The following is a 12,476-nucleotide window of genomic DNA, read 5'->3' on the forward strand; positions in this document are numbered from 1 at the left end:
ATTGGAGGAAAGAACGATGAACAAGAAGAACATATTGACCCTGGCTTTGACAGCGGCACTGATCCTTGGCCTGAGCGCCTGCGGCGGCAGCGGAGGTTCCTCCTCCGGAGGCAGCGCGTCTTCCGGCAGTGGTGCAGGAAGCTCCGCAGGCGGTGGGCGCACCACCTTCACCGTGGGCTTTGACGCGGAATATCCCCCTTACGGCTTTAAGGCCGATGACGGCAGCTACGTGGGCTTTGACCTGGACCTTGCCCAGGAGGTCTGCGACCGCAACGGCTGGGAGCTGGTCCGCCAGCCTATCGACTGGAATTCCAAGGATATGGAGTTAGATGCGGGAAACATCGACGTGCTTTGGAACGGCTTCACCATGACCGGCCGTGAAAGCGACTACACCTGGGTCGGGCCCTATGTCAACAACTCCATCATGTTTGTGGTCCGCGCCGATTCCGGCATCACAGATGCCTCCCAGCTCTCCGGCAAGCCGGTGGTCACCCAGTCCGGCTCCTCGGCTCTGACCGCTTTGACCGATGATCCCGGCGACGGCAGCAACGACGAGAACCTGGCCCTGGCCGCCTCCTTCTCCGCCCTGGATCAGGTGCCCGACTACAACACCGCTTTTATGAACTTGGAATCCGGCGTAGATGATGCCATTGCCGTGGACATCGGCGTGGCCAACTACCAGCTCAACACCCGCGGCAGCGATGTCTTCACCATGCTGGAAAAGCCCCTCTCCACCGAGCAGTACGGCATCGGCTTCAAAAAGGGCAACACCGCGCTGGCCGACCAGGTGAAGGCCACGCTGGATGAGATGTGGGAAGACGGCACTTTCATGGAGATTGCCACCAATGCCGCCGAATCATATGACGCTCCCGAACTGATTGACATGATCTGCTACGGCGAGTAAAATAACAGATATCTTCCAAGAGGAACGGCGGGAACTTCCCGCCGTTCCTCTCGTGAACGCAGTGAGGAGAGAGAACATGGATTTGGGTAATATCATCCAACAGCTGACAGGCGGACTGTGGGCCGCTGTGCAGCTGTTTGTCCTGACGCTGGTGTTTTCCCTGCCGTTGGGCATGGCGGTGTGCTTTGGCCGCCGTTCGGAATGGGCGCCGTTCCACCGCTGCGGAAAAGCGGAGGCCGGGCAGGAAGCTGGCTGGTGGATCACCGCTCTGCGCCGCTTTCGGCCCGTACAGCTGATCTTCAAGTTTTTTATCTCCATCTTGCGGGGCACTCCGCTGATGCTGCAGCTGATGGTGGTCTACTTTGGCCCATATTATCTCTTCGGACTGAACCTGTCCGGCTACTCCCGGCTCCTGGCCGCGGTAATCGCCTTCACCATCAACTACGCCGCCTATTTTGCGGAGATATACCGCTCCGGCATCCAGTCCATACCGGTGGGCCAGTATGAAGCCGCCCAGGTGTTGGGCTACAGCCGCAGCCAGACCTTCCTGAAGATCATCCTGCCCCAGATGGTCAAGCGGGTCCTCCCTGCTGTGACCAACGAGGTCATTACCTTGGTGAAAGACACCTCCCTTGCCTTTGTCATCGCTTATCAGGAGCTTTTTACCATCGCCAAACAGATTGCGGCTGCTAAAACCACGGTGATGCCCCTGTTTGTCGCCGGCATCTTCTACTTTATTTTCAACGGTGTGGTGGCCTGGATCATGGAACGCATCGAACGCACCCTTTCCTATTACAACTGAGGAGGTCCGGGTTATGAATGTTATGGAATTAAAAAGTGTCCAGAAGACCTTTGACGGTCAGTTGGAAGTGCTCAGGGACATCAGCATCAGCGTGGAAAAGGGTGAAGTGGTGGCAATCATCGGCCCCTCCGGCTCTGGAAAGTCCACCCTGCTGCGCTGTGCAACACTGCTGACGCAGATGGACAGCGGCGAGCTCTCCTACCTTGGTGAAAAAGCCGCCTGGAACGACGAAAACGGCAAATCCGTGTATGCCAGGGACCTGAAAAAGATCCGCGGCTATTTTGGACTGGTGTTTCAGAACTTCAACCTCTTCCCCCACTACTCTGTGCTGAAAAATCTGATGGACGCCCCGATTTCAGTGGGCGGCCGGAACAAGGCGGAGGTGGAGCGGGAGGCCAGGGAGCTTTTGCAGAAGATGGGCCTGGCGGACAAGGCCGGAGCCTATCCCTGCCAGCTTTCCGGCGGACAGCAGCAGCGCGTGGCCATTGCCCGGGCCCTGGCCATGAATCCGGAAATTCTTTTTTTCGACGAGCCCACCTCCGCCCTGGACCCGGAGTTGACCGGCGAGATTTTGAAGGTCATCCGCCAGCTGGCCGAGGAGAAGATGACCATGGTGATCGTTACCCACGAGATGGCCTTTGCCAGGGATGTGGCCGACCGGGTCATCTTTATGGACGGCGGTGTGATCGTGGAACAAGGTAACCCCAAGGAGGTCATCGGGAACCCAAGGGAGGAGCGCACCCGCCAGTTCCTCTCCCGGTTTGCCAACTGAATCCAAAAAGAGCAGTCCGAAATCGGACTGCTCTTTTTGTCTATACGCGCTTTTTTGGAATCAGCAGCAGCCGGTCACAGGGAATGGCCGTTCCCTCCTCCAGTTCATTGGCGCTGAGAATGTTGGCACAGGTGGTGCGATAGCGCTTGGCAAGGTCCCACAGGGATTCGGACGGAGCAAGGCAGCGCAGCACAATGGAGGGACGGCTGGCATCCTCCTGCGCGGCCTCCAGGTCTATGTCGGCAGACATGACGCAGCTATAGGATTTCTGCACAGTAGCCTCCGCGGAGAAATCCACCGGGAAGCGGATTTCGATCCCGCCGGAGGAGAGGCTGCCCATGGCATCTTCCGGGCAGACCGCCCGGGCTGTAATCTGACAGTTCTCCGGGAATTCCATCTGGCAGTTAACCTCCATCCGCCGCTCCGAAACCAGCGGAACTCCGCCCTCATCCAGATAGAGGGCATGGATGGACGCCGTGGTCCGCAATGTGACGACTTCCCCCTCCCTCGAGTGTGTGACGGTGCCGCAGGCGACGGAGATGGCAAGAATGGTCTTGGCCACCACGCCGATCTCCAGCACCTCCCGGACGGTCTGCCGCCTGGAGACCGTGTCTATGTAGTCGGACAGCTCCATTGGGGCGGCGTCATAGGTCATGGCATGGGCCGTGCTGTACAGGTCCGAAAGCAGCGTCAGCGTCTGCTCCTCTCGAAGCTGCGCCTGGGCGTGGAGGTAGAGCGTCACCGTCACGGTGTGGCCGTCCTCCCCTATTTTGAACTCAGCGCCGGTCAGCTGCAGCGATACGCTGCAAAGAGAGTCCTCAGCCGGAGCCTCTAACTCAATGATCTGGGAGAAAGGCAGCTCCCCTCCCGCGGAATAGTACTGTTTCTCCGCGGCGGAGCAAAGCAGTGAAATGGTGAACAGGCCCTTGATGATCAGCTTATTCCCAACAATTTTGGTCTCGCTGATCGAGTCTCTGACGCTGGAGAGCAAAATCTCTTCAGCCGGGTTTTTTCCAGGTGAGATATTCAGTTCATCGGAAAAGGTGAACTCCTTCTCCGCAATGGCGGCTACCGTATTCACCTTGGCCGCCTCCAGCCGCTTTTCAATGCCCAGGGCCGGCTCCGCTTCCACGTCGCTGCAATAAGGGCGCTCTGTCCGCCTGAAGCAGCAGACGCGGCTGGACAGCAGGCACCTAGTGAATACCTTGCGTGGATTGGTCATGCGGGTCTCAACGGACTCGATCTCCGTCTTGACGCTCAGGTGCTCTCCCGTCCCCTCACCCTCTGTGGTAAAGGGCAGCGCAAATTCCAGAGACCGAATCCCGCCGTCGTCTTCCGGAGTGTAAAGTACAGTTACTTTCACCGTTCCGGTAATCAGGATTTTGCCGTCTCGCAGCTCGCGGCTGTGCAGAAAAACCTTTCCGGCCGTGTCGATGATGCGAGCGATGTCCGGGCAGTAGTCCGGGACAATCGTCTCCAGGGTTTCCTCTTGCGTCAATGTCAAATCCGCCCCTGCTTCCCAGCAGTTCAGGCAAGCTTTTTTCAATTCCATATTTGTCCTCCTCAGCCGCTAATTCCTATGAAAAAGATATGAGCGGCTGGACAGGATTATTCGTGGATCTTAAAAATACGGCGCAGAATTCCGGACAGGGATTTGGGTGATTTCCAAACGACGATTTTCATGCAGTTCCTCCTTATCTTCTTCTCATACAGCCAATTCCGCAGGCAATCAGGAGCAGGGCAACAATAAACATCAGACAGCCCACCGGGAAAACAGCGGCAATCAATATTCCCAACCCCAGTGCCAGGGCGCAAAGCCCCAAAAAACAAAGGCCGCCGCCATACATCTCCGCCCCACACTCCTCTCTTGTTTGTTATCAGTATATACAGCGGAGGCACAAAAGGTACAAAAGAGCCCGCGGAAAAATTCCACAGGCTCTTTTGCTATTTTTCCCACTCTTTCAGGGGCTTGAGCTCTTCATACAATCGCAGGTAGCTCTCATGCCGGCTTTTGGGAACCTTCCCCTCCCGGACCGCCTTCAGCACGGCGCAGCCCTTTTCTTTTGTATGACTGCATCCGGTAAAGCGGCAGTGATCCAGATAGGGGGCAAACTCCGGGAAGGTATTGGGCAGCTCCCGTTTCAGCTCCAGATTCAGCTCGTCGGTGTCAAAGGAGGAGAAGCCCGGGGAATCCACCACATCCGCCCCGCACCTAAGATGGTAGAGCTCCACATGACGGGTGGTGTGGCGGCCGCGGCCCAGGGCCTGGCTGACCTCTCCCACCTGAAGATGGAACTCCGGATCCAGTGCGTTTAAGATGCTGGACTTTCCCACACCGGAATTTCCTGTAAAGGCAGATAGCTTTTCAGATATTGCTTCTGTAAGCTGATTGAGCCCTTCCCCGCTCTCAGCGCTGACCCGCAGCACCGGAAGACCGGCGCTGCTATAAATTTCATAGAGGTCGTCCGCCGGATCCAGATCGGTCTTGTTGATGCACACAAGAACCTCACACCCCTTCAACACCGCAATGGCGGAAACCCGGTCGATCAGGTAGGGGTCTGTCTGGGGAATGGCATGAGAGGCGATGATGACCAGTTGGTCGATGTTGGCCACGGCGGGGCGGGCAAACTGGTTTTTACGTGGTTCGATCCGCTCCACATAGCCCTGGCCGCCAGGCAGTTCCTGCACGTCCACCCAGTCGCCAACCAGTGGGGTCAGGCCCTCCTTGCGGAACTTGCCCCGGGCCCTGCACTGGAGCAGCTGAGTCCCCGTATTCACGTAATAAAAGCCGCTCAGGGCCTTTTGAATGCGCCCTCTGCTCAATTGAACGTAATCTCCCTGCTGTCGGACAGAACACCGTCAAAGTAGATGTCTACCGTGCTGGTCCCGCTGCCCTGAAGTTCGTAGGTATAGGTGCCCATGGAACAACTCACCACCTTGTTGCAGACCTCCCGCCCATCCTGCTCGATGACGATGGTGACCGTGTCCCGGTCCTGGGGCAGGTTGATGGATATCTGCTGGGAGGTAACCGTTTCGCCCCGGCTGATCTCGAAATTGATTGTGGTGCCCGGGTCAACGCTGGAAAGGGCATCCACATCCTGAGAAACCACATAGCCCTTTGGAAGATCGCTCTCCACCTCGTCCACCTTACCGCATTTCAGGCCCAGCTGATCCACAAGCTCCATGGCCTTGTCAATGTGGCTGTTTAAAAAAGAAGGAACAGTGACAGGCTGTATCTCGGCGCCCTTGCTGATGGTCAGGGTAATCACATCGCCCTCATGAAGCACCGTATCCTTCACCGGGTCTGTGGAGATCACATATCCGGGCGCGTAGATGTCGGAAAACTCTTCAATGGGCTCCGCGATGCTCACCTCAATGCCCAAGTTGCTCTTTTGCAGCTTGATGGTGGCGGCCCGGTACTCATTGTTGACCAGATCAGGCATCACGGCGGTATTTTCGCCTTCACTTACGTAGACGCTGATTGGGATCAGCGCGCCGTCCGTGGACTTTTTGATGCTCTCCGCAGTGGGGTTCTGGGAGATGATCTCCCCCGCTTCATATTCGCTGCTGTTTTTATAGCCCTTGACCTGGATCTCAAAGATATCCTTGACGCTCTCCAGTTCAGATGCCTGCTCCACTGTGTAGCCCAGGATGTTGGGGACCGTGTAATCCACTGTAACCGGCCCGCTGAAGGAGCTCAGGATGAAGCGGAACAGCAGCACAATCAGCACCAGGGCGGCGGCAAAGGCGCCCACAATGATTCCGATCCGCTTACCGGCTCCCCCTTTGCGCGGCTCCTGACGGACAGGAACCGGGGAATGGCGTTCCTGCCGCCGGGCAACGTCGGTGACCGGGCGGATGTACCGGGTGGGCTCATCGGGCTCTTCAGGCTGTAAATCCTTGAGGTTATACTCCAAATCCACCTCCGGATTCTTGCGGAACGCATCCAGATCAGCCACCATGGCGTCGGCGGTGGGATAGCGCTTTTGGATGTCGGGCGCCATGGCCCGCATGCAAATCAACTCCAGCTGTTCCGGGATATCCGGGTTGATCTCCCGGGGAGGAAGCGGGATGGAGGAGAGATGCTGTATGGCAACGGAGACGGCGGAATCACCTTCAAACGGCAGCCGTCCGGTCAGCATCTCATAGAACACCACACCGGCGGAGTATATGTCGGACCGGGCATCCGTGCGGTCGCCCCGGGCCTGCTCCGGCGAGATATAGTGCACCGATCCCAGCGCCTCCTGGGTCAGGGTCTGAGCCGAATTTTCCAGACAGGCAATGCCGAAATCCGTCACCTTCACACTGCCGTCCCGCAGCACCATGATGTTCTGGGGCTTGATGTCCCGGTGGACAATCCCGCGGCTGTGGGCGTGGCTGAGACCTTTCATAATCTGGATCATGAAGTGCAGCGATTCCCGCCAGTTCAGCTGACCGCGCCGCTCCATATACTGCTTGAGCGTAATTCCGTCAATCAGCTCCATGACGATGTATTCCACATCACCGCCCCGGGAAACGTCGTAGACAGAGACGATATTGGGATGGGAGAGCATGGCAACGGCCTGGGATTCGTCGTGGAATCTGCGGCGGAAGTCCGCGTCCCCGGTCAGATCACTTTTCAGGATTTTCACCGCCACCAGGCGATTCAGGCGATGGCATTTTGCCTTATAGACAACAGCCATACCGCCAGTGCCGATCCGCTCCAAAATCTCATAGCGGTTATCCAGCATCTGTCCGATATACTGATCCATTCCAATTCCTACCTTTCTCAGTTGTTCTGCATCAGGACAATGGTCACGTTGTCCGACGCGCCCCGGCCCTTGGAGATTTCCAGCAGCCGGTTCAGACACGAGTCCACATCCTCACTGTGAATGACTTCAAAAAGCATCTCCTGGTCTGTGACTGTGTCCACCAGACCATCGGAACAGAGCAGCACAAAGTCATTTTTTTTCAAAGGGCAGATAAAGCCGTCGCAAATGGTGGTCATATCCGGGCCCAGCGCCCGGGTAATCAGGTTTTTGTTGGGATGGCGGCGCGCCTCCTCCTCGGTGATGTCCCCGCGCTCCACCATGTTCTCCACCAGAGAATGGTCCCGGGTTATGCGCTGGATACCGTCCTCGGTGATGTGGTAGGCCCGGCTGTCTCCCACGTTGCTGACCACCACCCCGCCCGGATAGGCGATGGCGGAGACCAAGGTGGTGCCCATACTGCGGTACTCCTCCGACTGCTGGGCCGCCCTGCGCACCTCGTCGTTGGCCAGGGATACGGCGTAGGAAGACGCCTCCCGCAGCTGTTCCGGCGTCATGTCCTCACGCAGCACCTTCTTCAGCTCCGCCACGTATGTAGACACGGCGATGCTGCTGGCCAGCCGTCCACCGTTGGTCCCGCCCATTCCGTCGCAGACCACACAGATGGTGGTGGGCTCTTCCGCAATGGCATAGGCGTCCTGGTTTTCCTTTCGGACCAGGCCCACATCTGTAATGCCCCAAACTTTCATTGTTGATGCTCCTCCTCCATGGCCTTTCTACGGAGCTGCCCGCAAGAGGCGTCGATGTCGCCGCCCAAACTGCGCCGTACAGTTGCCGTAATCCCATGGGACTCCAGCCGCTTTTGAAACGCGGCAATTCTCCGGCTGGGCTTCAAAGGGCTTTCCACCACGTCGTTGAGCGGAATCAGGTTCACATGCCCAGGCATACCGCGAATCTTTTTGGCTATCAGGTCCGCCTGCCAGTCGCTGTCGTTGACGCCGTCGATCATGGCGTATTCAAAGGAAATGCGCCGACCCGTCTTTTTGAAATAACGGTGGCAGGCGTCAAAGAGCTGATCCACATCATACGCCCGGTTCACCGGCATGATCCGGGAACGGGTCCCGCTGTCCGGCGCATGCAGGGAAACCGATAACGTCAATTGTAATCCCAAATCCGATAATCTGTCAATGCCGGGGATGATCCCGCAGGTGGACAGAGAGATGTGACGCATCCCGATGTTCAGCCCATCCGGGTGGTTGACCAGTTCCAAAAACCGCAGCACACGGTCCAGGTTGTCCAGCGGCTCACCAATACCCATCAGCACGATGTTGGACACGCTCAAACCCGAGTCCTTCTGCGTGAAAATCACCTGGTCCAACAGCTCAGATGGTGTTAAGTCTCTTACCTTGCCGGCAATTGTGGATGCACAGAAAGAGCATCCCATCCGGCAGCCGACCTGGGAGGAGATACAGACAGTGTTCCCATGGTGATACTGCATCAGGACGGACTCGATGCAGTTGCCGTCCCCCAACTCCCAGAGGTATTTGATGGTGCCGTCCTGAGCCGAAACCTGCTTCCTGGCCACCTGGGGCACAGTGAGCAGATACTCCTGCTTCAGCTTTTCCCGCAGCGTTTTGGAGAGATTGGTCATCTCCTCAAAGGAGGCGACTCCCCGGTGAAGCCAGGTGAACACCTGCTTTCCCCGGAAGGCAGGCTCTCCCCGCTGCCGGAGCGAATCGGTCAGCTCATCAAGCGTCATGGATTTGATGTCAATCATGGTCAGTCCTTCTCATACGGCAGATGTAAAACCCGTCGGTCCCGTGGCGCTGGGGCCAGAGGGTCAGCTCCCCGGTCTCCGATTGACTCAGGGGCAGTGAAAACGGCTCCTTGGAAAATTGGGAATGGTCTCTCAAAAAGCCTTCTGTCACCTGTTCGTTCTCCTCCGGAAGAATGGTGCAGGTGGAGTAGACCAGGGTGCCGCCCACATTTACGTACCGGGCGGCGTTCTCTAAGATGGCACGCTGAATCTGGGGCAGTCCGGAGAGGTCCGCCGGGTTTTTATAGCGGATGTCCGGCTTTTTGCGGATGATCCCCAGGCCGGAGCAGGGCACGTCCACCAGAACAGTGTCCGCAGCTTCCAGCCAGTCCTCCCTGAGCACCCGTCCGTCCTGCAGCATAGGCTCCATATTCTCAATGCCAAGGCGCTTTGCCCCGGCCTCCATCAGCTTCAGCTTGTGGGCGTGGATATCGCAGGAGAAGATATGCCCCTCTCCATTCATCAAAGAAGCGGCGGCAAAGGATTTTCCGCCGGGAGCGGCGCAGACGTCGATTACCGTTCCGTGGGGCCGGGCCGCCAGAACCGCCAACTTCGCACCGGCATCCTGAACCCAGAATCCCCCGTCAGCAAAGGCGGTCAAAGACGCCAGATTCCCTGTCCCGGAGAGGATGAGGCAGTCAGAAAGCCAAGGGTGGCGTTCCGACTCCACGCCTTCCGCCCTCAGAGCGCCCATCAGCTCCTCCACGGAGGTCTTCAGCGTATTGACCTGTACAGTCAACGGGGCGGGACGGTTATTTTCCTTTAAAAAGGCTTCCGCCTCTTCCGCCCCCAAGAGCGCGATCAGCCGCTCCACCAGCCACCTGGGGTGGCTGTAGCAGATGCTCAGCCGCTCTTCCTGAGCCGCGGGCAGCTCCACGGGCCTGTCCTTTTCCCGGGAAATCTTCCGCAGTACGGCGTTGACCAGACCGGAGGCCCGCGCTTTCCCGTGGGCCTTGGCCAGTTCCACGGATTCGTTCACCGCCGCGCTGTCCGGAATCCGGTCCAGGAAGAGAATCTGGTAGGCCCCGATGCGGAGGATATCCAGAAGCAGCGGCTCCAGCTGTTCCGGTCTTTGGGAGCAGCAGAGGCCAACATACCTGTCCAGGAGAATCCGGTTCTGCATCACACCATAGACAATATGGGTGGCCAGCTTGGCGTCAGGGCCGGCGAGCCGGTCTTTGCCAATGGCGCTTTTCAGCGCGCCGTCGGCCCACGCACCGCCCTGGCGGCAGGCGGTCAGCACCTGAAGGGCCGTCTCACGGGCGGAGGCCCTCATCGGCTTCCTCCTCCCCTCCGGCTTCCTCCGCCGCGGCTGAGAAAAATCAGCAAATAGCGCAGCAGCTGCAGCAAAGACATCAGCAGCGCGGCCACATATGTGAGAGCCGCGGCCCGAAGGACCTTTTTCGCTCCGCCGATCTCCTCTTCATCTAACAGGCGTTCCCCTTCAATGGTCTCAATGGCCCGGCGGGAAGCGTTGAACTCCACAGGCAGCGTGACCAGCTGAAAGAGCGTGGTCAGGGAGAAGAGCACAATACCGATGAGGAAAAAGGGCTGGCTGTAGAGAAGAAGCCCCACAAACAAAAGAATAAAGGAAAACTGGGAGCCGATTCTGGTGGCCGGGACAATGGCCTGGCGCAGCCGGACCAGGGCATACCCCTCCGCATACTGTACCGCATGGCCGGCCTCATGGGCCGCAACGCCCACCGCCGCAATGGTCGGAGCGTTGAACACGGATTCCGAGAGATAGATGGTGTTGTCCCTTGGGTCATAGTGGTCGGTCAGCTCGCCCCGGACGCAGCGCACCGGCACGTCCATCACCCCGTGGGCCCGGAGCACCCGCTCCGCGGCCTCCGCGCCGGTGAGGCGGCGGCTGTTGTTGCGCGCGCTGTAGCGCCGGAAGGAGCCGGAAACCTGGGCCTGGGCCCAGAGGGACAGAATCAGCACAGGAACCAGCAAAACCCAGTAGACGTTCTGGGCAAAGAAATAGGCATAGTCGTGATACATAAACCCTCACTCAAACATTGAGAGGATGTCCTCTCAGATAGTCGGCGGCAGCCATCCGCTTGCCGCCCTCGGCCTGCAGCTCCCGGATCAAAAGGCTTTTCCCGTCTCCGCAGGCGATTTCAATCCCCATCTTTCCGGCGGACAGCACCGTGCCGGGAGCGGAGGCGGTATCGCCGCCCGCCGCGGCCTGAAACAGCTTGAACTTTGTCTCCCCGATCTGGGCCACCGCGCAGGGCCAGGGAATCAGACCACGGATCTGGTTGATGATCTGCCCGCTGCTCCGGCTCCAGTCCACGGGAGAGAGCTCCCGGGAGAGCATGGGCGCGTAGGTGAAGGCGGAATGATTCTGAGGCGTGCGCCGGGCCGTGCCGTTTTTCAAGGCATCCACCGCACTGGAGAGTGCTTCCGCCCCCAGTTCAGCCAGCCGTGCGGTCAGCTCCTGGGCGTTTTCCTCAGGTCCAATGGGCGTGGAAACCTGGGAGATCACATCACCGGCATCCAATTCCCTGGCCATATACATGATGGATACGCCGGTCTCCTCCTCTCCGTTCAGAATGGCCCAGTTGATGGGCGCCGCTCCCCGGTACTTGGGCAGCAGCGATGAGTGGACATTGATGGAGCCAAAGGGAGGCACATTCAGGATATCCTCCGGCAGAATCCTGCCGTATGCCGCCACCACAATGAGTTCGGGCTTCAGCTCCCGCACGGTTTCCAGCGCCGTGCCGTCCTTCATTTTCAGAGGCTGATAGACCGGGAGGTCCTGAGAAACCGCATACTCCTTCACCGGGGAAAAGGTCATTTTCATCCCCCGGTTTTTAGGCTTGTCAGGCTGGGTGAACACGCCGCAGATCTCGTGCCCATCCTCCACAAGGCGGCGCAGGGATGCCACTGCAAACTCCGGGGTCCCCATGAACAGAATTCTCATTCGTCCGCTTCCTCTTCTTCCAGATATTCCTGCAGTTCTTCGTCTGTCAGGAAGTGGTCCACATGCTCCGTAAACATGTGGCCGTCCAGGTGCTCTATCTCATGGCAAAACGCCCGGGCGGTCAGCCCCTCCCCTTCCGTTTCAAACAAGGAGCCGTTTCTATCACAGGCGCGCACCCGGACCACATTGGGCCGGGTCACGATGCCCCACTTGCCGGGGACGCTGAGACAGCCCTCCAAGCCGGTCTGTTCGCCGCTGCTGGAGACAATCTCCGGGTTGATTAGCTCAATGACCTCACCTTCATCGTCAATCACGATGCAGACCCGACGCAGAACACCCACCTGCGGGGCCGCCAGGCCTGCGCCATTGGCATCGTGCAGCGTCTCAGCCATATCATCCAACAGGGTGTGCAGCCTCTGGTTGAAGTCTGTCACCGGGCGGCAGACCTTGTTCAGGCACTCGTCACCCTTTTCCACAATCTTTCTCAAAGCCATACTGATGTCCC

At 58.4% G+C, this 12,476-nt stretch carries 12 protein-coding genes; 3 read left to right on the forward strand and 9 right to left on the reverse strand.

Annotation, left to right across the window (positions count from 1 at the left end; all coding sequences use genetic code 11):
* Nucleotides 1–16 precede the first annotated feature (16 nt).
* The 3 genes from KQI82_RS10095 (at nucleotide 17) to KQI82_RS10105 (ending at nucleotide 2,478) form a co-directional block, all read left to right on the forward strand.
* A complete protein-coding gene (locus tag KQI82_RS10095) occupies nucleotides 17–904 on the forward strand; it encodes a transporter substrate-binding domain-containing protein (protein ID WP_216632634.1) in 888 nt (295 codons plus the stop codon).
* Nucleotides 905–980: 76 nt separating this feature from the next.
* Nucleotides 981–1,706: an amino acid ABC transporter permease gene (locus KQI82_RS10100; RefSeq protein ID WP_216632635.1), complete on the forward strand. Its 726-nt coding sequence runs from the start codon at nucleotides 981–983 to the stop codon at nucleotides 1,704–1,706.
* A gap of 13 nt (nucleotides 1,707–1,719) precedes the next feature.
* Entirely contained in the window at nucleotides 1,720–2,478 is a 759-nt protein-coding gene (locus KQI82_RS10105) for an amino acid ABC transporter ATP-binding protein (RefSeq protein ID WP_216632636.1), read from the forward strand.
* A 40-nt stretch (nucleotides 2,479–2,518) separates the two neighbouring features.
* Here KQI82_RS10105 and KQI82_RS10110 read toward each other — a convergent pair whose 3' ends face one another.
* The 9 genes from KQI82_RS10110 to def all read right to left on the reverse strand — a co-directional run bounded on the left by KQI82_RS10110 (nucleotide 2,519) and on the right by def (nucleotide 12,465).
* A complete protein-coding gene (locus KQI82_RS10110; RefSeq protein ID WP_216632637.1) occupies nucleotides 2,519–4,030 on the reverse strand; it encodes a DUF3794 domain-containing protein in 1,512 nt (503 codons plus the stop codon).
* Between the two features lie 392 nt (nucleotides 4,031–4,422).
* Nucleotides 4,423–5,301: a ribosome small subunit-dependent GTPase A gene (gene rsgA, locus KQI82_RS10115; protein WP_216632638.1), complete on the reverse strand. Its 879-nt coding sequence runs from the start codon at nucleotides 5,299–5,301 to the stop codon at nucleotides 4,423–4,425.
* Nucleotides 5,298–7,229: a Stk1 family PASTA domain-containing Ser/Thr kinase gene (pknB, locus tag KQI82_RS10120; RefSeq protein WP_216632639.1), complete on the reverse strand. Its 1,932-nt coding sequence runs from the start codon at nucleotides 7,227–7,229 to the stop codon at nucleotides 5,298–5,300. Before pknB ends, rsgA begins: the two co-directional genes overlap by 4 nt.
* Before the next feature lie 17 nt (nucleotides 7,230–7,246).
* Complete coding sequence (locus KQI82_RS10125; RefSeq protein ID WP_216632640.1) at nucleotides 7,247–7,975, reverse strand: Stp1/IreP family PP2C-type Ser/Thr phosphatase; 729 nt, start codon at nucleotides 7,973–7,975, stop codon at nucleotides 7,247–7,249.
* Nucleotides 7,972–9,003, reverse strand: a complete 1,032-nt coding sequence (gene rlmN / locus KQI82_RS10130) for a dual-specificity RNA methyltransferase RlmN (protein WP_216632641.1) — start codon at nucleotides 9,001–9,003, stop codon at nucleotides 7,972–7,974. The genes KQI82_RS10125 and rlmN overlap by 4 nt, the downstream gene beginning before the upstream one ends.
* Nucleotides 8,996–10,318, reverse strand: coding sequence for a 16S rRNA (cytosine(967)-C(5))-methyltransferase RsmB (gene rsmB, locus KQI82_RS10135; protein WP_216632642.1), 1,323 nt, complete (start codon nucleotides 10,316–10,318; stop codon nucleotides 8,996–8,998). The genes rlmN and rsmB overlap by 8 nt, the downstream gene beginning before the upstream one ends.
* Nucleotides 10,315–11,046 (reverse strand): zinc metallopeptidase, encoded by a 732-nt coding sequence (locus KQI82_RS10140; protein ID WP_216632643.1) that lies wholly within the window; start codon nucleotides 11,044–11,046, stop codon nucleotides 10,315–10,317. The genes rsmB and KQI82_RS10140 overlap by 4 nt, the downstream gene beginning before the upstream one ends.
* 10 nt (nucleotides 11,047–11,056) lie before the next feature.
* Complete coding sequence (gene fmt, locus KQI82_RS10145; RefSeq protein WP_216632644.1) at nucleotides 11,057–11,971, reverse strand: methionyl-tRNA formyltransferase; 915 nt, start codon at nucleotides 11,969–11,971, stop codon at nucleotides 11,057–11,059.
* Nucleotides 11,968–12,465: a peptide deformylase gene (gene def / locus KQI82_RS10150; protein WP_216632645.1), complete on the reverse strand. Its 498-nt coding sequence runs from the start codon at nucleotides 12,463–12,465 to the stop codon at nucleotides 11,968–11,970. The genes fmt and def overlap by 4 nt, the downstream gene beginning before the upstream one ends.
* Nucleotides 12,466–12,476: the final 11 nt, after the last annotated feature.

Origin of the sequence: Dysosmobacter acutus, from assembly GCF_018919205.1 — a bacterium.
Classification (GTDB): Bacteria; Bacillota; Clostridia; order Oscillospirales; family Oscillospiraceae; genus Oscillibacter; species Oscillibacter acutus.

Bases quoted from the DNA above. Each gene is read 5' to 3' on its own strand.
- KQI82_RS10110 (WP_216632637.1), bottom strand. From the start codon at position 4,030: ATGGAATTGAAAAAAGCTTGCCTGAACTGCTGGGAAGCAGGGGCGGAT.
- rsmB (WP_216632642.1), bottom strand. From the start codon at position 10,318: ATGAGGGCCTCCGCCCGTGAGACGGCCCTTCAGGTGCTGACCGCCTGC.
- pknB (WP_216632639.1), bottom strand. From the start codon at position 7,229: ATGGATCAGTATATCGGACAGATGCTGGATAACCGCTATGAGATTTTG.
- fmt (WP_216632644.1), bottom strand. From the start codon at position 11,971: ATGAGAATTCTGTTCATGGGGACCCCGGAGTTTGCAGTGGCATCCCTG.
- KQI82_RS10105 (WP_216632636.1), top strand. From the start codon at position 1,720: ATGAATGTTATGGAATTAAAAAGTGTCCAGAAGACCTTTGACGGTCAG.
- KQI82_RS10095 (WP_216632634.1), top strand. From the start codon at position 17: ATGAACAAGAAGAACATATTGACCCTGGCTTTGACAGCGGCACTGATC.
- def (WP_216632645.1), bottom strand. From the start codon at position 12,465: ATGGCTTTGAGAAAGATTGTGGAAAAGGGTGACGAGTGCCTGAACAAG.
- KQI82_RS10125 (WP_216632640.1), bottom strand. From the start codon at position 7,975: ATGAAAGTTTGGGGCATTACAGATGTGGGCCTGGTCCGAAAGGAAAAC.
- KQI82_RS10140 (WP_216632643.1), bottom strand. From the start codon at position 11,046: ATGTATCACGACTATGCCTATTTCTTTGCCCAGAACGTCTACTGGGTT.
- KQI82_RS10100 (WP_216632635.1), top strand. From the start codon at position 981: ATGGATTTGGGTAATATCATCCAACAGCTGACAGGCGGACTGTGGGCC.
- rlmN (WP_216632641.1), bottom strand. From the start codon at position 9,003: ATGATTGACATCAAATCCATGACGCTTGATGAGCTGACCGATTCGCTC.